The sequence below is a fragment of the Methylosinus sp. H3A genome (assembly GCF_015709455.1).
GTDB lineage: Bacteria > Pseudomonadota > Alphaproteobacteria > Rhizobiales > Beijerinckiaceae > Methylosinus.
This window is the reverse complement of the sequence record NZ_JADNQW010000005.1, coordinates 1,991,216-2,011,949: the sequence shown is the minus strand read 5'-3', so window position 1 is coordinate 2,011,949 and position 20,734 is coordinate 1,991,216. Positions and strand designations below refer to the sequence as shown.

Here is a 20,734-nt window from a genome sequence, read left to right as displayed (position 1 = left end):
CTCCTCGCGACGAGGCGCGTCGCGCGGTCGTCCGCAGGCCTGAGCGGCGCGGGCGAGCGCCGTCGTGAAATTTGTGCTAGGGGCTCGCGCGCGGCCCGAATTCGAAAGGCGAGGTCTCGGCATTGATAGGACGACATTGGTTCAGACGGCGCCCCCGTTCCGAGGAGGTTCCGGTCGCGAATTTGTTTACGGGCGACGAGACGCGCGCCCCGTCATTCCAGAACGCCGTCGACACGATTCCCGGCTGGAACTGCCATTTTCCCGTCGAATATGGCCTCACGGCCGGACGACTGCCGGCCTTCGACGATCCGCGCATCAGCTGGACGATCGAGCGCTATGGCGATCTCACGGATCGCAAAGTGCTGGAGCTCGGCCCGCTGGAAGCCGCGCACACCTATATGCTGGCGAGGGCAGGCGCCCATGTCGACGCGGTGGAGGCCAACCGGCTCGCCTTTCTGAAATGTCTGGTGACGCGGGAAGTTCTCGATTTCCCCAACGCCCGCTTCTATCTCGGCGACTTCGTGCAATGGCTCGAGCAGACGCAGAAGCGATATGATCTCATCGTCGCGAGCGGCGTGCTCTACCATATGCGCGAGCCGTTGCGGCTGCTGCGCGCCATGTCGGAGCGCGCCGACGCCATTTATCTTTGGACGGTCATGGTCGACGACGACCAGCTCCCCCCCAGCGCGACGCAGCGGTTCGAAAATCTCGACGTGCGTCTCTATGCGCGCGGCTATGGCGATCGCAGCGTGGCCTTTTGCGGAGGCTCGATGGATTTTCCCAATTGGATGCACAGGGACGACATTCTCGCCGTGCTCGCGGCGCTCGGCTATGACGACGTCGCCGTGCTGAACGACATCATCGGGACGGCGGGCAACGTCCTTCCGACATTTTCCGTATTCGCCAGACGGAGCGCTTCGGTCGGGTGACGACGTCTCGCGGCGCGGCGGGGGCCCGGCCCTTTCGTCTGCGCCGCCCGATCCGACAAGGCGCGCGCCGCCAGCGGGCGTCTCTTCATAGAGGAATGGTATGAGCATTCAGGACAACGCCAAGCAGCTCCCCTTCGGCAGACGCATGTTGCGCGCGCTTCGTTCCCTGGTCGGGTTGAAGAACGAGCCGCTCCCCGTGGAGCACGTCAAGCTCAATCGCAGCCAGTACAAGACGATCTGGAACTCCGTCTCGGTCTCCGAAGACAATGCGAAAATGGCCGTCAGCGGCTATATCGACGAGGATCTGTATCGCCAGATGGGCGAGGGCACGCGCGACATGCTGCAGAACTATGTCGGCATAGGGCCGAACGATGTGGTGCTGGAGATCGGCGCCGGCGTCGGCCGCGTCGGCGCCGCGCTGGCCCCCATCTGCAAAGAATGGATCGGCGCCGATGTCGCCGAGAACATGCTCGGCCATATTCGCCAGCGCCTTGCCGCTTTCGACAATGTTCGCACCGTCGCGACCAGCGGCTTCGATCTCTCCGCCGTGCCGGACGCCTCCGTCGACGTCGTCTACAGCACGGTCGTCTTCATGCATCTCGAGGAATGGGATCGCTACAGCTACATCAAGGAAGGCTTCCGCATTCTGCGGCCGGGCGGACGCATGCTCGTCGACAATGTCGACATCACCTCCGACCTCGGCTGGAAATTCTTCGAGGAGCATTGCGCGGTTCCGCCCTTCGAGCGGCCGGCGCAGATCAGCAAGACCTCGACGCCCCAAGAGCTCGAGACCTATTTCCAGCGCGCCGGCTATGAGGCGATCGAGCAGGTGCGCGCCGGACTGTGGATCGTCACCTATGGACGCAAGCCCGCGGCTCCCGCGCAGGAGGCCGCCGCCGCTCTGGAAGAGGCCCAAGCCGTCGGCTGACGGCGTAAAAATTGCTTTCATGCCGCCCGAGGAACGGGCGGCATGAAGACATTTCTCGACTGGTCGGCTTACGACACTTACGGCATAGGCGACGCCTATTCCGGCATTCCGGCGACCGGCGGCAATTACGCCAAGGCGGTCGCCGTGTGCATGCACAGCCGCGATTGTCAGAAGACCGCCAAGGGCGTCATGTGCCCGAGCTATCGCGTCACCGGCGATGTGAAACATTCGACCGAGGCCCGAGTCGCCGCCTTCAAGGCCGCGCTCAACGACGGAACCGACGAGCGCGCCTTCGCCGACCCGCGCCTCGACGAGGCGATGGACCTCTGCGTCTCCTGCAAAGCGTGCAAGAAGGAATGTCCCAGCGCCGTCGATATGACGCTGATCAAGACCGAATATCTCGCCCAGCGTCATGAGATCGTCGGCGTGCCGAAGCGGCTGCGCCTGTTCGGCGGCGTGCCGGAATGGGCGGGGCGGCATCGCGCGCTGCTGCGCTTCGGCATTCGGCTGCGCAATCGCTCGCGTCTTCTGTCCAAGCTCGCGGAAAAATGGATCGGCGTCACCGCCCGCCGTCCGATTCCCGAGCCCGCGCCGGCGGCTTTCACACGCTCCGCCCCGGCGGCCGGCGTCGGCGCGCGCGGCGAGGTGATCCTCTTCGTCGACACTTTCTGTCATCACTTCGATCCGCATGTGGCCGAGGCCGCCGTCGAGGTGCTGGAGCATGCCGGCTATAGCGTCCGCATCGCCGAGCCGGCCCCGACCGATGCGGAGCCGGATCGTCCGCTGTGCTGCGGCCGCACCTATCTCACCACCGGAATGGTGAAGAAGGCCCGCGGCGAGGCGGAGCGCGTGCTCGCCGCCTTCCGCGGCGAGATCGCCGCCAAGACGCCGATCATCGGCCTCGAGCCCTCCTGCCTTCTGTCGCTGCGCGACGAGCTCTACAGCCTCGGCCTCGGGCCGGAGGTCGGCGATCTCGGCAAGCAGCTCTTTCTGCTCGAGGAGTTTCTGGCCCGCGAGCATCAGAACAAGGGCCTGCGCCTCGCGCTGAAGCCGCTCGATCTGCCCAAGGCGGTGGTGCATGGCCATTGCCATCAGAAGGCCTTCGGCGTGATGAAGGCGACGAAAAAAGTGCTCGGCTGGATTCCGGGCTTTTCCTTCGACATCGTCGAGACGAGCTGCTGCGGCATGGCCGGCAGCTTCGGCCTGGAGGCCGAGCATTACGAGACCTCGATGAAAATGGCGGAGCTTTCGCTGCTACCGGCGATGCGCGACGCCGCGCCCGACGCGCCGCTGATCGCCAATGGCTTTTCGTGCCGCCATCAGATCGAGCATGGCAGTGGCCGCAAGGCGCGCCATATCGCGCTTCTGCTGCGCGACGCGCTGCAACCGGCGCAGCCCGCGGAATAGGGCGAGAGCCACCAAGGCCGTCATGGCCGGGCTTGTCCCGGCCATCCACGCCAAGCGGCGGAGGCATTGTCGGACGCGCGCTCTCGCCAGAGGGCCATAAGGCCCGCTTCGCGCGCAACCGTCCAGCTTTGTCGGCTATCCGACAGAAATGAACGCCAGCGCGCTCAGCTCTCCCCCGCGCGACGCTGGGAGAGTTCCTCCATCAGCGCCGATACGGTGTCGAGCAGGCGGATCGCTCCCGGCAGGCGGGAATGGGCGTTCTGCTGCGCCTCGCCCACGGGCTCGAGCCCGCGCCACCAGTCGATGAAATCGCCGATCAGCGCCCGCCCCGGAATTTGCTCGAACGGAACGCCCGGATAGGCGTCGAGGCCGAAGGCCGCCTCGAAGTCCCGCAGGCAATTCTCGACATAGCGGGCGTCGGTCCCATTGAGCGCGAAAGGCCGCTCCGGCGCGCGACGCACCATGCGGACCTCGCTCAGCTCCGGAATATAGTCCTTGATCACCGCCCCTGCTCCGTCGCCGCGGACACCGCTGCGAGCGTCCCCATCAATTGCGGCGCCAGTCTCGATTCGCGCCGCATGGCGCGACGCTTGCATTTTCGAGGAATGACCACCACAGCGACCGATGCGGCGCAAGCCGCCCCGCCGACAGGCGAAAGAGGGCCGGTTCCGCCGGCGCTCAAACGATTCATCTGGGACATTCAATCGATGGTCGAGCTCGCCGACAGCGAGCGAGAGATTCTTCTCATCGGCCGCGACCTCATGACCCGCCTCGTCGCCAGCGACGACTGCCTGCCGGAGGTTTTCGCCGCCGCTCTGCCGGCGCGGGGCCGACAGGTCCAGCTCTATAGCGACGGGGAGGAGCGCTTCACCGTCGTCGCCTCCGTCCTCGCCGGCGGCGCGGGCCTGTCGCTGGAGCAGCCGGGCGTCTGGGAAATCACCGGCGTGCTGCGCGGCGCCGTGGCGCGGCGCCTGCCCGCGGAGGCCGAGGAGGCTCGCACGCTGGAGAGAGGCGCCGTCGAGGCGCGTCTCTCGAAGGCGGGCGCCTCCGCCGCGCTCGCCAATGCGCTGGCCGCGGAGGTTTCGATCGCGCTTCATGTCTATGGCGGGGCGATCGGCGGCATGATCCGGCGTTCGGTCTCGCCCGACGGCGCGATCGGCGAGGGAGAGCCCTACGCCAATGGCGAGGCGACGCCGCCCTACGATATTTTCACGATCCAGACCGAGATAAAGGATTAGGGGCGAGGCCCCTCCCCAGCCCTCTCCCGCGAAAGCGAGGGAGCGGGCCGCTCAGCGCGCCGAGACGAAGCGATCCGTCGGCAAAATCGCCGCCTGGCCGGCGAAAGCCTGCGCCTGTCCGCTCGCCGTCAAGGGCGCGAACAAGCCCAAATCGGCGCGCGCCGCGGAGCGCGGCGCCGCGAAAGTGGTCCCGAGCGTCGTTCCGCCCGGCAGCCGGCTCGCCGAGACGGCGGTGGTCAAGGTCTGGAAGTTGGAGCGGTCGAGACGCGCCGGCACCAGCTCCACTTTGGGCTTGGCTGCGGGCGCCGGCTTGACGGGCGCAATGCGCAGATCCGAAGCGGTGGGCAAATCGCCGGCCCCATAAGGAAGGGATTGGGCGGCGGAGGGCGCATAGGCGAGCAGCGGCTCCGGCTTGGCGACGGCCAGCGTCGCCGGACGCGCGACCGGCTGCGGGACGCTGCGCGGGGCCTCCTCCGAGACGCCGCCGCGCAGGCTGGCGGCGCCGAGATCGACGAGGCTCGCAATGGCGCCGCCGGCCCGTCGGGCGGGGGCGGACGGAGCTGCGGTCGGCGGAGCGGCGGCCGGAATGCTCGCCAGCGACGCGAGCTCGCTCGGTCGCGACGGCGGCAGAGGCGCCCCGACGAGCGAGAGAAACATAGGCCGCCGCGGCGGCAGCGGGGCCGCGATCGCGGCGTCGAGCTTCGCCTCGATCATCGCCTCCTCGGCCGAGAGCCCGAGCGACGCCACGGCGACGGGCTTCTCCCGTTCCGTCGTGCGGGGCGCGGCGGGCGCCGCGCGCAGCTGCGTCTCGCCGCGCGGCAGATCGCGCTCGGCCGTCACGATGCGTTCTTGCTCGCGGCGGCTCGGCTTGTCGGCGGGGGCGGCTTCGGCGCTCTCCTCATCCGCTTCGGCGGAGGGACGGGCGGCCGAGCGGCGCGGCGCCAGAGACGCCCATTGCTTGCGCGCGGCCGGCGGCGGCGCCGTCGCGACGGCGTTGTCCTCGTCCTCCTCGCCGCCGCCGAACAGCATGGCGAAGAGACCCTTGCTCTGGCGCTCGACGGCCGGCACATAGGCGCCATTGCCGCGCGCCTCGATCTCGGCCTTGGCCTCCTCATAACGCGCGAGCGGCTGATTATTGGTCGGCAGATGCACAGTCTTGCCGTCCGGGAACAGCCGGGCGAGCTGGTCATAGTTCATGCGCGGCCAGGACCGCACGCCGCCGACGTCGAGATGCACGAAAGGCGTGCCGGCGGTCGGATAATAGCCGACTCCGCCGCGCTGCATGCGCATGCCGATCTCGCGGATCTGCTCCATGGACATGCCGGGCATTGTGGTGTCCATCGCCTTGCCGAGCATATGCTGCGAATATTTCGCCACCGCGCGCGAACGCCGGCGCAGCATGGCGTTGGTCTCCGGCGAGCGATAGGCGGAGACGACATGGACGGGCTCGGACGCGCCGGCCTGCCGATAGGCCTCCCACACGACATCGAACAAATGCGGGTCCATCTTGGTCGGCTCGTCGCGCCGCCAGTCGCGCAGGAACCAGTTCAGCTGCTCCAGCACGGATTGGTCGTAGCGCCCGCCGACCAGATAGGTCGCGGCGATCTGCTCTTTGGTGTGGGTGTGAAAGAGATAGAGCGTGCGCGTCTCGCCATTGGCGACCGCGTCTTCGGTGAAGGACGGAGTCAGCGCCGCCAGGAGCGCCGTCGTGAGCGCCGCCACAGCGCTCACGAGCGGCGCGATAGACCGTCGTGAGAGGAGAGGCGCGCCTTCCCGCCAATCGTGCAAAACGTCTCTTCTTTCCGCTGGTCGACGGGCGAACGCCCGACGAAATGAATTCCAAGACGCGAGCGCCGAACGCGCCGAAAATCGATCATGCGATCGATCACGGTTTCGCCCTTGCCGGCGCCTTAGCGCCGCTGGACGCAGTCTTCCCCCTATGACGGGCGAATCAGTCTCGCCCTTAGGGGAGGCACGCTATTTCGACATAATGGCGAAAAATTGCCCAGCCGCCTTTGCGACACAATGTCGAGTTCACGTTGAAAGTCAATGCGTCGCGACGGCGGCGAGGGGCGGGACGAAGACGCCCGAGGCGAGAATAGGCTGGCCTCCGGGGATGATCGGAGCAGGCGCGGCTGCGACAGCCGGCTCCTCGGGCCGAGTCTGCGCCTCGGCGTCGCGAGGGGTGAAGGCGCCCGAGGGCGGACGGCGCGGCGGCTCGGGAGCCTCGACCGGCGCAGCGCCATTGGCGCGGATGGAGGCCGTCGTCATGGGATCGACCGCCCCGGTCGCCGCCAGCCGATCGCGCGCGGCGAGGGCGAGGCGGATCGGCCCCTGCGGCGGCGCGGCGGGGTCGGCGAAAGCCTGAGACACGGCGCCCCGCACTTTCTGGGCGAGATCGCCCAGCGGATCGGGCGCCGGCGCGGCGGAGGCGAGGGTCTGGGCGGCGCGCCGGCTGCGGCCGGCGGAGGCGATCATCGTGCGATCGCTGCCGTTGCAATTGCGAATGCCTAGTGAAATCAGCTCATTGCCGTTCAACACCCGATATTGGCGGGTCAGATAGCCGAGCCGCTCGCGCACTGCGGCGGGATAGTAATTGAACAGCTCGGCGGAGACGCCGGCGTCGGTCTGATGGTCTATCGCATTATAGGCCAAATGGAATTTGACCAGCGAATCCGGATAGACGCAGACATTGGGCAGGCTGAGAGCCATCGTGCAGGCCGACCGGCATTCGTGCAGGCGAACCTCGCGGCCCTCGCGGCGGTATATTTCCGTTTGCGCCTGATACTCCGAGACGAGACCGCCGACATCCTTGTAGACGACGACCGGCGCCGGAGCAGGCGGCGGCGACAGATATCCCAAGAAACACCCCTACGCTCTACTGACGTCCGACAAGAGGAGATTCACCTCATCATGGTGAATAGTCTCTTAAAGCCCGGATCATCCTCTGATGCCGACCCTCAGGCCGGGCGCAGGACGTTCTTGCAAGACATTGCGGCGAAAATGAAAAAGGGCGGCGGGACGGCCGCCGGTCTTCAGCGACACCTCGCCCGTCGGCTCGACGGCGGCCGACGTTTCCACGAGGCGTCGGAAGTTCTGCTTGTGGAGATGGCGGCCGGCGATGGCCTCCACCGTGCGCTGCAGCTCGGTGAGCGTGAACGCCGGCGGCATCAGCTCGAAGATCACCGGGCGGTATTTCATCTTGGCGCGCAGCCGGCCCATCGAGGTGGCGAGAATGCGCCGATGATCGTGCTGCATGGCCGCGCCTAGCGGCGGCGGCTTCACGCCGCGCTTCAACGCCGCCTCGCGTCCGTCGCGCCAGGCCTCCTCGACGAGGCCGGCCTCATAGAGCAGCTCATAGCGCTCGAGCGCATTCTCCTCGTCGAGCCCCCTGCCCTGTGGCCGGAACAGAAGATTGACGCGGTCGCGCCGTCGCAGCCCGGAGGAGGAGAGCGCGTCCGGCGCCTCCTCCACCCAGGCCGAGAGGCCCGGCAATATCGTCGTCTCCATCAGCTCGGGCCGGCCGCCGCGCCAATCCTCCCAGGGGAAGAATTCGTACCAGCTGCGGAAGCCGCGAATGTCGCCCGCCTGTCCCTCGGCGATGCGGGTCAGCGCCAGATAGCCCACGGAGACGACATGCGGATCGCGGTCGCCGGCGCGGGCGTGGCGACCGCGGTCGCCGAACGTATAGAGCTGCTCGACATAGCCGAGCGTCATGCCGGTCTGCTCGGCGACCCAGGCGCGCAGGCCGATCTCGAATGTGCGGTGGCGCACCGGATCGAAGGGACCGGAGGGCAGCGCCGCGCGGGCGTCCTCCCCGGAGGCGGCGACAGTGAGGATGAGCGGCTCGTCCTCCTGCGCGGCGACGATCGCGGCGGTGAGGCCGATGGCGACCGGCAGCGGCCCCTCCGGCTCGCGCGGCGATCCCTCCGGCGCGCGCGGATGGTCGAAGCTCGTCATGAAAAGCTCGTCATGAAATTGGCGTCAGGCGAGCTCGAGCGCGAAGGGCGCACCCTCATAGCAGTCGGCGCCGCGGCCGATCTCGGCGATGGCCGCCGTCATGCGGCCGTCGCGCGCGAGGATGCGATCGGCGAGCGCGACGAGCCGGCGGTTGGGCGTGGCGGTCGGCGAGGCGCGGCGCAGCTCGCACGCCAATTCGCTCTCGGCGCGCTGCGGCGCCAGCGCGCAGGCGAGAATGAAGGCCGCCGCCGGCGAGCGGCTGACGCCCGCGTAGCAATGGATGACGAGCGGCTCGCGCCGGTCCCAGGCGCCGGCGAAGGCCAGCAGGCTCTCTATATGGGCGCCATTGGCGAACACATGGCCGTCCTGGTCCGCCTCTATGTCGGAGACGGCGAGGCGCAAATGGCGCTCCGGGACGATCTGGCTCGGGCGCGCCAGCGAGGCGCCGGCGGTCAGAATGGTGATGAGCGAGCGCGCGCCGCTGGCGCGCACCGTGTCGACGACCTTCGTAAGCGAACAGACATAGAGGTGCGCCATGTCTCACCTTCTCTGTGTCACTTCGATGCCTCATCCTCGATGCGTCGCTATTCGCCTCGCTCGACAGCGGCGAAGCGCGCGAGAAAGCGCTGCTGCGCGGCCTCGACCGAAAGCGGCTCCAACGCTCGCGCGCAAGCGTCGGGCGCCAACCCCGGACGGCCGAAGATGCGCTCGGCTTCCGCGCGTGTAAAGCCGGCGAGACCCACCGCCTCGAAAAAAGCCGAGGCGCGATCCGCCCGTTTGGCGAGACGCAAAAGCGCGGCGTCCGGCTCCGTCGGCAGCGAAAAGCGCAGCAGGATCGCCGTCAGAATGCGTTTCTCCACGCTCTTGTATGTGTCGCCTATGACGGCTTTGAAGGGGGAGATCATGTCGCCGATCACATATTCCGGTGCGTCATGAAGCAGCATGAACAGCCGCCCCTCGCGCCCGAGCCCGGGCGTGAGGGCGCAGGCGATCTCCTCGACCAGCAGGCTGTGCTGGGCGACCGAGAATATATGTGGGCCATGCGTCTGACCGTTCCAGCGGGCGACGCGGGCGAGCCCATGGGCGATATCCTCGATTTCCACATCCAGCGGCGATGGATCGAGCAGATCGAGCCGCCGGCCGGACAGCATGCGCTGCCAGGCGCGGGGGGCCGCCTCGGCCTTCACTCCGCGCATCGGTGGCACTCCGCCAGATGGTCGTCGACCATGCCCACCGCCTGCATGAAGGCGTAGACGATCGTCGGGCCGCAGAAGGCGAAGCCTCGCGCCTTCAGATCTTTGGCGAGGCGGCGCGAAATTTCGCTCTCGGTCGGAACGCCGGCCGTCGTGCGCGGGCGGTTGACGATCGGGACGCCGTCGACGAAGTCCCAGAGATAATTCGAAAATCCCACGCGCTCCTCGATCTCTATCCAGGCGCGCGCCGAGGCGACGGCGCCTGTGATCTTGGCGCGATTGCGGATGATTGCCTGATTTTGCATCAAAGTTTCGACGCGCGCGGCGTCGAATCGCACGATCGAATGCGGATCGAAACCCTCGAATGCGGCGCGGAAGCCCTCGCGGCGGCGCAGAATCGAGATCCAGGAGAGGCCCGCCTGGAATCCGTCGAGGATCAGTTTTTCATACAGAGCGCGCGAGCAGCGCTCCGGCCGACCCCACTCCTCGTCGTGATAGGCGACGTAGAGCGAATCGTAACCGGCCCAAGGACAACGCAAAAGCCCGTCCGGATGAGCGAGCGCCGGCGCATCTCGCCAGGCGAGTGGGTTTTCACGTTTGGCGGCCATGCCCCTTCCCTCGCGCGCGGAACGCGCCATCTGAGCCGAAAGAGCGTTTCATAACATCCTCATTGCGGTCCCGGCGAGCTTGCGGCCCATGCGTCGATGCAAGACAATTGGCACAGGCCGTGCTCGCAGTGCGGCCGTCGGGAGCCGATTGCGCCGACGAATCTTCATCGGCGACGGCGCTCACCAAGGAGAAATTTTATGTCGATCCGTCTCGTCTCTTACGCTGCTGCCGGCGCCCTCGCAGTCGCCCTGGCCGCCGTCGCCGCGGGTGAAGCGAAAGCGCAGGCGAATGTTTTGAAGGAATGCGGCTCGCAATATCAAGCCGCCAAATCCGCCAATGAGCTGAAGGGTCAGAGCTGGCAGGATTTTCTGAAGGCCTGCCGCGTCCGCCTCTCCGAGCAGCCCGCCGAGACCGCACCGGCCGCCGCCGCTCCCGCTCCGGCGGCGCCGATCCCGGCCGCCGCGCCCGAGCCCGCGCCGACGCCCGCCCCCACGCCGGCTCCGGCCGCCGCCACGCCCGCTCCCGCGCCGACGCCCGCCCCAACCCCGACCCCGGCCGCCGCGGCCAAGCCCGCGAAGCCGCTGAGCGAGGGCAAGGCCGCCCAGACCGCCCGCCAGAAGAAATGCGGCGCCGAATGGAAGGCGAAAAAGGCCGAGCTGCTGAAGGCCGACCCCAAGGCCACCTGGCCGAAATATTGGAGCGAATGCAACAAGCGCCTCAAAGCCGCGGGCGAGTGAGCGCCGGCGACAGCTGGACGATCGACAGGCCCGGCGCAAAAAGCGCCGGGCTTTTCATTTCGAGAGATCGGCGCGAGAAGCGCCAGGCTTTTCGTTTAGAGAGGCCGCGCGAGAAGCGCCGGGCTTTCGCTTCTGCAAGTGGAGAGAGCCGGGCGGCCTCTTGCGGCGCGGCGGCGTTTCATGGCACAGGCAGCGGGTCGCGAGACGATGGCGAGGCGCTCGGCAAGAAGCGCGAGAAGCGGGGAGACCGGAAGTTGGACAAGATCGAACTGCGCAAACTGCAGGCCTTCTTGCGCCGGTCGTTGGGCAATGAGGGCATTCGCGTGACGCCCGATCCCAAGAATCCCGATGAAGGAGCCGTTCACCTCGGCGAACGCAAGATCGCCTCCATCTCTCTCGACGACGAGGACGGCGACCGCTCCTTCGCCTTCGCGATGAAGCTGCCCGTCGGGCGCGAGACGCTGCAATCCTATCTGCGCAAGCTGTTCGAGAACGACGGTCTGACGATCGCGCCGCGGGGCCGCAAGACCGATTCGGTCGAGCTCAATTGCGGCGAGGATTTCCTCGGTGTCATCTCCGCCGACGACCCCAAGCAGCAGAGCTACACGCTGCAGATCGCCATACTCGACTTCGACCTCGACGATTTCTGACGGGTCGAGACCGCGTCAGCGCGGCCGATCGCCGTCGATCGACGCCAAAAAGGCGCGCAGGCCCCTCGCGAGCTCCTCCCAATCGCGCAGCAGCGCGGCGGAAAAACGCGCCTCGACGTCCAGCGTCTTCCACCGCAGCGCCCAGATGCAGGGAGCCGAGCCGAGAAACCCCGCGTCGCGACGCGGGCAGCGCGCGAAAAATTCCGTTCCATCGGGCGGCGCGAGATAGAGCTGCTCGAGCTCATAGGGCGATCCCGGCTCGAATCGGCGCATCACGAGGCCGCCCGGCCCGGCCCACACTTCGCTCTCCAGAAAGCGCGCATAGAGCCGCGACGGCCGCTCGGCGGGATCGAGCGCCTCGTCGCGCGGCGCGAGCGTGACGAAGACGCGCATCGGATCGAGCTCCTCGGAGGCGCGCCGCCGCGGATCGGCGCTCGGCCTCGGCGGCGGGGCGAAATCCGGCAGCACGGCGAGAAAGGAGAGACGGTCGAGCGCGCCGCCATAGCGCGTCGATTCGTCGCGCGCAAAGGCGGGAGCATAGGCGAAGCGCGCGTCGCCGAGGCTGGCGGCGACGATGGCGGGCTCGGCCTCATCGGTTTTGCGGAGGAGGCGATTGGCCCCCGCGGCGAGCAGCGCCAGCACCAGAGCGAGGAGAAAGAGACGCATGACTCTCGGGAAAGTGGAGCGAAGGGCGATCGGCCGAGCTTAACCGATTCCAGCCGGCTTCGCGCGCGGCGCGGCTGTCATCGGATCGCCGCAGCCGCACGCTTCTATGCGCGGCGCGAGCCGGCGCATTGTCAAAACAGGAGAATCGACGGACAGTTGCGCTCGAGCTGGCTCCCGGCTCGAAAGCGGCGTCGGTGACGCCCAACTACCAGCGTTTTCTAGAGAATCGATAATAATGGAGGTCAATATGCGTTCGATGAGCAAAGGATTTGCGTCCCGCTTGTCTCTCTTGGCCCTGGCCGCATTCGGCCTGGGGTTTGCGCCTAACGCCAACGCCGGCCAAACGCACGGCTGCTCGCTCTCGAGCCTGCGCGGCGCTTACGCCGTCAAGCTGGACGGCGTCTTGCAGGTTCCGAGCCTTCCCGAGCGGAAAATCAATCTGATCGCTTCCGTCACTTTCGACGGCGCGGGCAAGTTCAGCGCCACTGTGACCGGCAGAATCAACGGCGACCCGGTTACCGGGCCGTTCGCCGGCGTGTATTCGCTGGCGAGCGATTGCAACGGCGCTCTGGACCTGACTCAGGTCTTCAAGGGCTTCTCCAACGTGCAGGCCGACATCATCGCGATCGAGCGGGGGAAAGAATTGTTTCTCGTCATCGATTCTCCCGCTCCTCCCACCAATCCCGCCATCATCCAGGTCAGCGGCGTCGCCAAGCGCCTCCGCAGCGAGGACTGAGGACGCCGAAACCTGCAGAGCAGAGGAGGGCGCGCGATCTTCGCGCGCCTTTCGATTTGCGCGGAGCGGAATGACTCTAGCGGGACTTCGAACCGGCCCATCGTCTCCGCTCGCGGTTCCCTCTTCCCGCCAAAGACTCTAAAAAGCCCACGAAGCCCCTGCGCGCCTCGCTCCGAGGCCGACCGCGAAAACGGGCCCGGGAGACGAGGAGACCATGCCCCTCTACAAACTCGACGGCGTCGCGCCGCGCCTGCCGGCCTCCGGCCGCTTCTGGGTCGCGGCGGACGCTCGGATCATCGGCCGCGTGCAGCTCGACGAGGACGCCAACATTTGGTTCGGCTGCGTGCTGCGCGGCGACAATGAATGGATCACCGTGGGCGCGCGCAGCAATATTCAGGACAACAGCGTTCTCCACACCGATATGGGCTTTCCGCTGACGATCGGCGCCGATTGCACCATCGGCCATGGCGTCATTCTGCACAGCTGCATCATCGGCGAGGCGAGCCTCATCGGCATGGGCTCGACGATCCTCAATGGCGCGAAGATCGGCCGCAACTGCCTCGTCGGCGCCAATTCGCTCGTCACCGAGAATAAGGAATTCCCCGACAATAGCCTGATCGTCGGCGCGCCGGCCCGCGTCGTGCGAACGCTCGACGAGGGCGCGCTGGCGCGCAATCTCGAATCGGCGAAACATTATGTCGAGAACGCCGAGCGCTATGCGAAAGGACTGGAGCCGATCTGACGGCCCTCGCGGTCGTCGCGAAGAGCGCAGCGACCAGAGCGAAGGGCGCTCGAGCCCCCTCCCCAACCCTCCCCCGCTTTGCGGGAGAGGGAACAGATTCGGCGCTTCATCGAAGCTTCGCGTTGCGCTCGCCGTCCCCTCTCCCGCGAAGCGAGAGAGAATGAGGGAGGGAGCCCTCGGCTCGGATGACGCGCGCCATCGGCTTGCTTCGCTGCGCTCGCACCGACGAACGGAAACTCCCCCTGAGCCGCCTCAGCGCGCCGCGAAGAGCGGAACATTCGGATCGTCGATCGCGACCCAGATATTCTGGTCGAACTGCGATTGCCGCTTGACGAAGCGATAGGGCGTGTTGGTCCAGGGCCGCACGGCGTCATTCATATTGTCGAGGACGAATTCGCCGCGATTGGTCTTGACGGTCAATATCGCATGGCCGTCGCCGTTCTTCTCCTTCACCACCGTCATGAGCAGCGCGCCGCGGGGAAAGCCGAGCTCGATCAACATGCGGCGCTTCATCAGCGCATAATCCTCGCAATCGCCCTTCCCGTCGGTGGGATAGTCCCACCGATCGACGACGCCCCAATGCTCCATGTCGGAGACGGGCTCGATCGCATGATTGACATGGGCGTTGACGCGCTGAATCTCCTTATATGCCTTGGCGGTGAGATCGATGTCGCGCGGCGCGGAGGCGTCGATATCGCATTCGCCGCGATAGCGATGACAAAAATCCAGCCATCCATACGGAACGCTGGTCTCCGGCCCGAGAGCGGCATGGAGCAGAGACTCGGAAGCCGCCAGAACGGGCGCCGCTCCCCAGAAGGAGATCGCGCCGGCCAGCGCCACGCGCATCGTCGTTCTCGCCACTCTACGCAACATCTTCGTCGTCTCCCCGATCTGGAGACGAGAATAGATTTATTGTTTTGCTCGCTCGGTAAGTCGATAGCTCAGTTTTTCGTCCAATCCATTTAGATTTGACCGGATGATTTGTAAGTATACCAAGTGATGACCGAAATAGGCGAAATTTCGCGCTATTTTCGACAACCGACTGAAAATGCGCCGTGTTCCAACGCCTCCGAGGGCCCTCGGCTCATCGCCCGAGCAGGCGCTTCTGCTCGCGGCTGGCGCGTTCGTTAACGCGGGGGCCGAAATCGTCGTTAACGGGCTTGCCTCGGCGACGGCGAGGGACGAAATTGCGGCGGCGGCCATGGTTCCGTCTCAAAGGCGGCGTAGAGACACGGGCCGAGTTTCCATCGGGGTTCGACGACGATGTTGCTGCGCTTCGCAATTGCCCTGGCGACGAGCCTTCTCGTCTGCGTCGTCGCCGGCGCGCCGGTCGCCGAGCCGTTCAATCGCGCCGCGGACAATCCCTTCGTCGCGCGGCGCAGCCCGCTCGAGACCCATATCGACGAATGGCGGCTCGCGCTGCGCCTCTCGGGCGAGCAGGAGCGGCTGTTCTCGGCCTTCGAGCAGCAATTGCAAGTCGTGGTTCAGGATCGCGACGCCGCCATCGTCGCCGCGGCGATCGACCGCAATCGCGACAGCGTTCCGCGCGATCCCGGCGCGCCGCTGCGCGCGCGAGCCGAACGATTGAGCCGCCATGTGGACAATTTGCGCGCCCTCGCCGACGCCGAGACGAGCTTCTTCGCCTCGCTCTCCGATGAGCAGAGGCGCATCGCAGACCGCGTGCTGCCGCGGGACGTGCTCGGCGTCCACGACCTGTTCCGCCGCCGCGGCATACGCCCCGACCGGAACGGCTGACAGCGTGCGTAGACGAATGCGCGGAATGACCGAGCCCCCCTGCCCTCCCCTTTTCGCCTACCCTGGCGAGGGAGCCGATTCGGCGCTTTATCCTGCGTTGGCGAGGCGCCCGCCGCCGTCTTTCCCACGCAGCGGGGAAGGGTGAGGGAGAGGCCTTTCCTCAGCCCTTGCTCATCGCCGACACGAGACAACTTCCGCCCTTCGCCGCGAGACAAGAAATGGAACCCGTTTCGGCCGCCCCGAGCGCCCGCCCAGCCCGCCGCGCCTCAGTCGGCCGCTGGGGGCTTCTGGTCTGCGCATTATTGGGCGCAGCGCTCGCGCCGCCGGCCTCCGCGGCCAGCAACAACAACGACAAGCCGCCGGCTTTCGAGCCCGCGCCGGCGGGGCCGCCGATCGTCGGCAAATCGGCGCATGAGCCCGCGCCGACGCGCAAGCGGCTGACCAAATTCGAGGCGCGACGCATTCGCCACGCCTGTCAGGGACGCGCCAATGAGCGCAGCCTCGCCGGGCCCGAGCGCGAGGCCTTTTTGGGGCGATGCTATTTCGGCCGCGTCTCGACGCGCGTCGAGCGTCAGCAATGCCGGCAGGAGGCTGCTGCGCGCGGCGTCGATCGGTCGAGCCTGCGCGCATTCGTTCGCGAATGCGTCAGAGAGCGCCTCCGCGCCAAGGAAGATCGCAGGGACTGAGCGGCGCAGGGCGCGCCGCCGTCAGTGGCGCACCACCAGCACCGAGCATTTGGCGTGACGCACGATCGTCTTGGCGTTGGAGCCGAGCAGATAGGTCGACATCGCCGGACGATGCGAGCCGAGCACGATGAGATCCGCGCCCCACTCCTCCGCCTCCGCCAACACCTCCGGATAGATCGCGCCGAAACGCACCACCGTGGTCACCAGATTTTGCGGATAATCGATCTTGGCCGCGACATCGGCGAGCTCCTGCTCGGCCGAGGTGCGCAGCTCCTCGTCGAAATTCGCCGGGATGTAGTCGATGAAGGCGACGGGCACCAGCGATTGCACATTCACGAGCCGCAGTTTCGGCTTCGCCGCGCCTGCGGCGAAAGAAAGCGCTTCGTCCAGCGCGAGGCGCGTCAGCTCGGGTTCGGTCAAATCGAGCGGAACGAGAATTTTTTCATGCATGAGCGCTCCCTCCTGTGCTTGATCTAAGGCTCGCGCTCCCGTTTTATCAGGGGGCGACCTCGCGCGGCGGAATGTCGCGCGGGTCGATCTCGGCCTGCGTCAGATCGCCCTCGCGGACCGTGGGACGAAATTCGGATCGGCTCGCCGCGACGGCCTCTATATGGCGTCCGATCTCGGGATTGCGCTGCGTGAAAACATGTAGATCGAAAGCGTCGAGGATCAGCAGCTTGATCGGCGTCGCCGCGCGCACATTGGCGGTGCGGCGCGTTTTGCGCAGCAACGCGATCTCGCCGAAGAACTGCCCCTCGCCGAGCCGCACCGGGCCGCTCGGCAGCTCGACCTCGACCTCCCCTGCGGCGATGAAATACATCGAATGGGCCGGCTCGCCCCGCCGCACGACGAGCGCGCCGGCGGGCAGCGATTGCGCGCGCAGATAGCGCATGATCTCGGCGATGGCCGAGGCGTCGAGCGTCGAAAACAGCGGCGCCTTGGCGACCATGCTCCAAGTGACGACGAATTCGCGGCGATGGATCTCCTCCGCGAAGGCGGTGGCGACGATGCCGACCGGCAGGCCGAGCATCACGAAGCCCATGACCATGGAGATCGCCGCTATGACGCGCCCGGCCGGCGTCTGCGGCACCACATCGCCATAGCCGACCGTCGCGATCGTCTGGATCGCCCACCACATGGAGGCGGGAATGGAGCGGAAGGCCTCCGGCTGGGCGTCATGCTCGACGACATGCATCGCGGTCGCCATGAACAGCACGACGCCGAACAGCACGATGCCGGAGGCGGCGAGCGCCTTTCGCTCCGCATCCAGCACGGCGAAGATGGAGCGTATGCCCGGCGAGTAGCGCGCCAGCTTGAAGAAGCGCGCGAGGCGCAGGAACAAGAGGATGCGCAGATCGGCCGCGACGAAGACGGAAAGATAGATCGGCGCGATGGCGATGAGATCGATGAGCGCCGAGGCCGAGAAGAGGAAGGCGAGACGCGCCTGCGCCGGCCGCATGCCGGCGTAGAGCGTATGGTCCGGCGCACTCCAGATGCGCAGCGCATATTCGACGCTGAAGGCGGCGACGGCGACATATTCGACGATGCGGAAGATCGGGCCGAAACGCGCCGCATGGTCGGGATCGGATTCGAGGATCACGGCGCCGACGGAGAGAATGACGAGCGTCATCAGCGCGCCATGGACGAGCCGCGCCGCGCGGCTGCCAACGCCGCCGCTGTCGAGAAGGAAATGAACGCGGAGGCGTAGTCGAGACAGCGGCGACAGCGCGTCGTCGCTCACTGCGCCGCCTTCAGTCGCAGCGTTTCCTCGATCGCCGCGAGCGCGGCCTCGAGCGCGGATGCGTCCGGCCCGCCCGCCTGGGCGAGATCGGGCCTTCCGCCGCCGCCCTTGCCGCCCAGCTTCTCGCTGGCGACGCGCACGAGATCGACGGCGTTGTAGAGCGAGGTGAGATCGGCGGTCACGCCGACGACGACGCCCGCCTTGCCGTCGGCCGAGGCGTTGGCGATGGCGACGACGCCGGAGCCGATTGTCTTCTTGGCGTCGTCGACGAGGGATTTGAGATCCTTGGCGTCTATGCCGCTGACCGCCTTGGCGAAGAGCTTCACGCCGGCGACGTCGCGCACCGGGGCGGCCGCCCCATCGCCGCCGCCGCTCATAGCCAGCTTGCGCTTGGCGTCGGCGAGTTCGCGTTCCAAATTCTTGCGCTCCTCGATGAGGCTCGCGAGCCGCGCCGGCGCGTCCTCGACGGATGCGCGCACGAGAGCGGCGATCTCGCGCAGCGCCTTCGCCTCGGAGACGAGCTGCGCGCGGGCCCCTTCCGCCGTCTTGGCCTCGATGCGACGCACGCCCGAGGCGACGGCGCCCTGCGAGACGATGCTGATGAGGCCGATATCGCCGGTGCGGCGCACATGAGTGCCGCCGCAGAGCTCGACGGAAAAGGCGCGATCGACGTCGACCGGCGCATGGCCCATGGCGACGACGCGCACCTCGTCGCCATATTTCTCGCCGAACAGCGCGCGGGCGCCGGAGCGAATGGCCTCGTCCTGGTCCATCAGCCGCGTCTCGACCGGCGCATTGTCCTGCACCACCTCATTGGCGATCTGCTCGACCGCGGCGATCTCTTCGTCGCTCAAGGGCTTGGGATGGGTGAAGTCGAAACGCAGGCGGTCCGACGCGACGAGCGAGCCTTTTTGCGCGACATGATCGCCCAGCACGCGCCGGAGAGCCTCGTGCAGAATATGCGTCGCCGAATGATTGGCGCGCACCGCGCTGCGGCGGGCGTGCTCGACCTCGAGCTCGAGCGCCAGGCCGGGGACGAGAGCGCCCTCCTCGACGACGCCCTCATGGACGAAGAGGCCGCCGACTTTCTTCTGCGTATTGGTGACGCGGAAGCGCACGCCCTTGGCGCGCAGGACGCCCATATCGCCGATCTGGCCGCCGGATTCGGCATAGAAGGGCGTCTGATTGAGGAGCACCGCGCCGCGCGCGCCGGTCTCGAGCCGGAAGGTCTCGGCCCCTTCATGGAGCAGGGCGACGATCTGCCCCTCGGCCTTCTCATTCTCATAGCCTAAGAATTCTGTCGCTCCGAGACGTTCCTCGAGCGCGAACCAGACCGCCTCTGTCGCCGTCTCGCCGGAGCCGGCCCAGGCCTTGCGCGCCTCGGCGCGCTGGCGCTCCATCGCCGTTTCGAAAGCCGCCTTGTCCACGACGATCCCGCGCGGCCGCAGCGCATCCTCGGTGAGGTCGAGCGGAAAACCATAAGTGTCATAGAGCTTGAAGGCGGTCTCGCCGGAAAAGCGCGCGCCGGCGGTGAGCGACGCGCTCTCCTCGTCGAGAATGGAGAGGCCGCGGGCCAGCGTCTGGCGGAAACGCGTCTCCTCGGTGAGCAGCGTGTCGCGAATGAGGCTCTCCGCGCGGGTCAGCTCGGGATAGGCGAGACCCATTTCCGAGACGAGCGCGCCGACGAGGCGGTGCATCAGCGGCTCGGCCGCGCCGAGCAGCTGCGCATGGCGCATGGCGCGGCGCATGATGCGGCGCAGCACATAGCCGCGCCCCTCATTGGAGGGGGTGACGCCATCGGCGACGAGGAAGGCCGAGGCGCGCAAATGATCGGCGATGACGCGATGGCTCGCCGCCTGCGGGCCGGCGGAGTCGACATTTGTCGCATCCGCCACGGCGCCGATGAGGCGGCGGAAAAGGTCGATCTCGAAGACGGAATGCACGCCCTGCAACAGGGCCGCGATGCGCTCGAGCCCCATGCCGGTGTCGATCGAGGGCCGTGGCAGCGGCGCGCGCTCGCCCGGCGCCGTCTGATCATATTGCATGAAGACGAGGTTCCAGAATTCCAAGAAGCGGTCGCCGTCCTCGTCCGGGCTGCCGGGCGGGCCGCCGGCGACGCTCTCGCCCTGATCGAAGAAAATCTCCGAGCAGGGGCCGCAGGGGCCGACATCGCCCATGCTCCAGAAATTATCGCTCGTCGGAATGCGGATGATGCGGTCGTCGGAGAAGCCGGCGATCTTTTTCCATAGCGAAAAGGCCTCGTCGTCGTCGTGATAGACGGTGACGAGCAGCTTTTCGCGCGGCAGCGCCAATTCGCGGCTGACGAGAGTCCAGGCGAGCTCGATCGCGCCTTCCTTGAAATAATCGCCGAAGGAGAAATTTCCGAGCATTTCGAAGAAGGTCAGATGGCGCGCCGTATAGCCGACATTGTCGAGATCATTGTGCTTGCCGCCGGCGCGCATGCATTTTTGCGCCGTCGTCGCGCGCGCGTAATGACGTTTCTCGAAACCCGTGAAGACATTCTTGAACTGCACCATGCCGGCGTTGGTGAACATCAGCGTGGGGTCGTTCTGCGGGACGAGCGGCGAGGATGCGACCTTCTCGTGCCCATTGCGCGAGAAATAGTCGAGAAAGGTCGAACGGATCTGGTTGACGCCACTCATGTCGGTTCTTGTCGCCCGCTGGTTCGGCTCAAATCGCCCTCGAACGCGCGCTCGGCCGTAACCGTCGCTGGGAATAAGGAAAAGGCCCGGCGCG

At 66.9% G+C, this 20,734-nt stretch carries 22 protein-coding genes; 10 read left to right on the top strand and 12 right to left on the bottom strand.

Annotated features, from left to right (window positions below; all coding sequences use genetic code 11):
- Positions 1-182: 182 nt before the first annotated feature.
- From IY145_RS12415 to IY145_RS12405, 3 genes are all read left to right on the top strand, one after another.
- Positions 183-929, top strand: coding sequence for a class I SAM-dependent methyltransferase (locus tag IY145_RS12415; RefSeq protein ID WP_196408500.1), 747 nt, complete (start codon positions 183-185; stop codon positions 927-929).
- 100 nt (positions 930-1,029) lie between these two features.
- Complete coding sequence (locus IY145_RS12410) at positions 1,030-1,857, top strand: class I SAM-dependent methyltransferase (RefSeq protein ID WP_196408499.1); 828 nt, start codon at positions 1,030-1,032, stop codon at positions 1,855-1,857.
- A gap of 42 nt (positions 1,858-1,899) precedes the next feature.
- Positions 1,900-3,264, top strand: a complete 1,365-nt coding sequence (locus tag IY145_RS12405; protein WP_196408498.1) for a (Fe-S)-binding protein — start codon at positions 1,900-1,902, stop codon at positions 3,262-3,264.
- Between the two features lie 164 nt (positions 3,265-3,428).
- Here IY145_RS12405 and IY145_RS12400 read toward each other — a convergent pair whose 3' ends face one another.
- Positions 3,429-3,767, bottom strand: coding sequence for a hypothetical protein (locus IY145_RS12400; RefSeq protein ID WP_196408497.1), 339 nt, complete (start codon positions 3,765-3,767; stop codon positions 3,429-3,431).
- A 102-nt stretch (positions 3,768-3,869) separates the two neighbouring features.
- On the opposite strand from IY145_RS12400, the gene IY145_RS12395 reads away from it, so the two are divergent.
- Positions 3,870-4,502, top strand: coding sequence for a hypothetical protein (locus IY145_RS12395; protein ID WP_196408496.1), 633 nt, complete (start codon positions 3,870-3,872; stop codon positions 4,500-4,502).
- A 51-nt stretch (positions 4,503-4,553) separates the two neighbouring features.
- On the opposite strand, the gene IY145_RS12390 is transcribed toward IY145_RS12395, so the two are convergent.
- The 6 genes from IY145_RS12390 to IY145_RS12365 all read right to left on the bottom strand — a co-directional run bounded on the left by IY145_RS12390 (position 4,554) and on the right by IY145_RS12365 (position 10,263).
- Positions 4,554-6,233, bottom strand: coding sequence for a DUF882 domain-containing protein (locus IY145_RS12390; protein WP_312030582.1), 1,680 nt, complete (start codon positions 6,231-6,233; stop codon positions 4,554-4,556).
- A gap of 315 nt (positions 6,234-6,548) precedes the next feature.
- Positions 6,549-7,364 (bottom strand): hypothetical protein, encoded by an 816-nt coding sequence (locus IY145_RS12385; RefSeq protein ID WP_196408494.1) that lies wholly within the window; start codon positions 7,362-7,364, stop codon positions 6,549-6,551.
- A 78-nt stretch (positions 7,365-7,442) separates the two neighbouring features.
- On the bottom strand, positions 7,443-8,462 hold the full coding sequence (locus IY145_RS12380) for an NUDIX hydrolase (RefSeq protein ID WP_196408493.1): 1,020 nt from the start codon (positions 8,460-8,462) through the stop codon (positions 7,443-7,445).
- Positions 8,463-8,486: 24 nt separating this feature from the next.
- Positions 8,487-8,999, bottom strand: a complete 513-nt coding sequence (locus tag IY145_RS12375) for a tyrosine phosphatase family protein (protein ID WP_196408492.1) — start codon at positions 8,997-8,999, stop codon at positions 8,487-8,489.
- Between the two features lie 47 nt (positions 9,000-9,046).
- Positions 9,047-9,658, bottom strand: coding sequence for an HD family hydrolase (locus tag IY145_RS12370; RefSeq protein WP_196408491.1), 612 nt, complete (start codon positions 9,656-9,658; stop codon positions 9,047-9,049).
- A complete protein-coding gene (locus tag IY145_RS12365; RefSeq protein WP_196408490.1) occupies positions 9,646-10,263 on the bottom strand; it encodes a DNA-3-methyladenine glycosylase I in 618 nt (205 codons plus the stop codon). The genes IY145_RS12370 and IY145_RS12365 overlap by 13 nt, the downstream gene beginning before the upstream one ends.
- Before the next feature lie 198 nt (positions 10,264-10,461).
- On the opposite strand from IY145_RS12365, the gene IY145_RS12360 reads away from it, so the two are divergent.
- On the top strand, positions 10,462-11,001 hold the full coding sequence (locus tag IY145_RS12360; protein ID WP_196408489.1) for a hypothetical protein: 540 nt from the start codon (positions 10,462-10,464) through the stop codon (positions 10,999-11,001).
- A 254-nt stretch (positions 11,002-11,255) separates the two neighbouring features.
- A complete protein-coding gene (locus IY145_RS12355; protein WP_196408488.1) occupies positions 11,256-11,651 on the top strand; it encodes a DUF3126 family protein in 396 nt (131 codons plus the stop codon).
- 15 nt (positions 11,652-11,666) lie between these two features.
- Here IY145_RS12355 and IY145_RS12350 read toward each other — a convergent pair whose 3' ends face one another.
- Positions 11,667-12,317, bottom strand: coding sequence for a hypothetical protein (locus IY145_RS12350; protein ID WP_196408487.1), 651 nt, complete (start codon positions 12,315-12,317; stop codon positions 11,667-11,669).
- 106 nt (positions 12,318-12,423) lie between these two features.
- Between IY145_RS12350 and IY145_RS12345 the strand changes: the two genes are divergently transcribed.
- Positions 12,424-13,053 (top strand): hypothetical protein, encoded by a 630-nt coding sequence (locus IY145_RS12345; protein ID WP_196408486.1) that lies wholly within the window; start codon positions 12,424-12,426, stop codon positions 13,051-13,053.
- 214 nt (positions 13,054-13,267) lie between these two features.
- Positions 13,268-13,795: a gamma carbonic anhydrase family protein gene (locus tag IY145_RS12340; protein ID WP_196408485.1), complete on the top strand. Its 528-nt coding sequence runs from the start codon at positions 13,268-13,270 to the stop codon at positions 13,793-13,795.
- A gap of 252 nt (positions 13,796-14,047) precedes the next feature.
- Here the strand turns inward: IY145_RS12340 and IY145_RS12335 are convergent, their stop codons facing one another.
- Positions 14,048-14,668: a transglutaminase-like cysteine peptidase gene (locus tag IY145_RS12335; RefSeq protein WP_196408484.1), complete on the bottom strand. Its 621-nt coding sequence runs from the start codon at positions 14,666-14,668 to the stop codon at positions 14,048-14,050.
- A 390-nt stretch (positions 14,669-15,058) separates the two neighbouring features.
- Here IY145_RS12335 and IY145_RS12330 point away from each other — a divergent pair, with 390 nt between their 5' ends.
- Positions 15,059-15,550: a Spy/CpxP family protein refolding chaperone gene (locus tag IY145_RS12330; RefSeq protein ID WP_196408483.1), complete on the top strand. Its 492-nt coding sequence runs from the start codon at positions 15,059-15,061 to the stop codon at positions 15,548-15,550.
- 218 nt (positions 15,551-15,768) lie between these two features.
- Positions 15,769-16,236, top strand: a complete 468-nt coding sequence (locus tag IY145_RS12325; RefSeq protein ID WP_196408482.1) for a hypothetical protein — start codon at positions 15,769-15,771, stop codon at positions 16,234-16,236.
- Between the two features lie 21 nt (positions 16,237-16,257).
- Here the strand turns inward: IY145_RS12325 and IY145_RS12320 are convergent, their stop codons facing one another.
- Genes IY145_RS12320 through alaS form a run of 3 tightly spaced genes read right to left on the bottom strand, consistent with a single transcriptional unit; the run spans position 16,258 to position 20,640 of the window.
- Positions 16,258-16,686 carry a universal stress protein gene (locus IY145_RS12320; protein ID WP_196408481.1) on the bottom strand — a complete coding sequence of 143 codons (429 nt, stop codon included), beginning with the start codon at positions 16,684-16,686 and terminating at the stop codon, positions 16,258-16,260.
- A gap of 46 nt (positions 16,687-16,732) precedes the next feature.
- Positions 16,733-17,977 (bottom strand): cyclic nucleotide-gated ion channel, encoded by a 1,245-nt coding sequence (locus IY145_RS12315; protein ID WP_196408480.1) that lies wholly within the window; start codon positions 17,975-17,977, stop codon positions 16,733-16,735.
- Complete coding sequence (gene alaS / locus IY145_RS12310; protein ID WP_196408479.1) at positions 17,974-20,640, bottom strand: alanine--tRNA ligase; 2,667 nt, start codon at positions 20,638-20,640, stop codon at positions 17,974-17,976. Before alaS ends, IY145_RS12315 begins: the two co-directional genes overlap by 4 nt.
- Between the last annotated feature and the right edge of the window lie 94 nt (positions 20,641-20,734).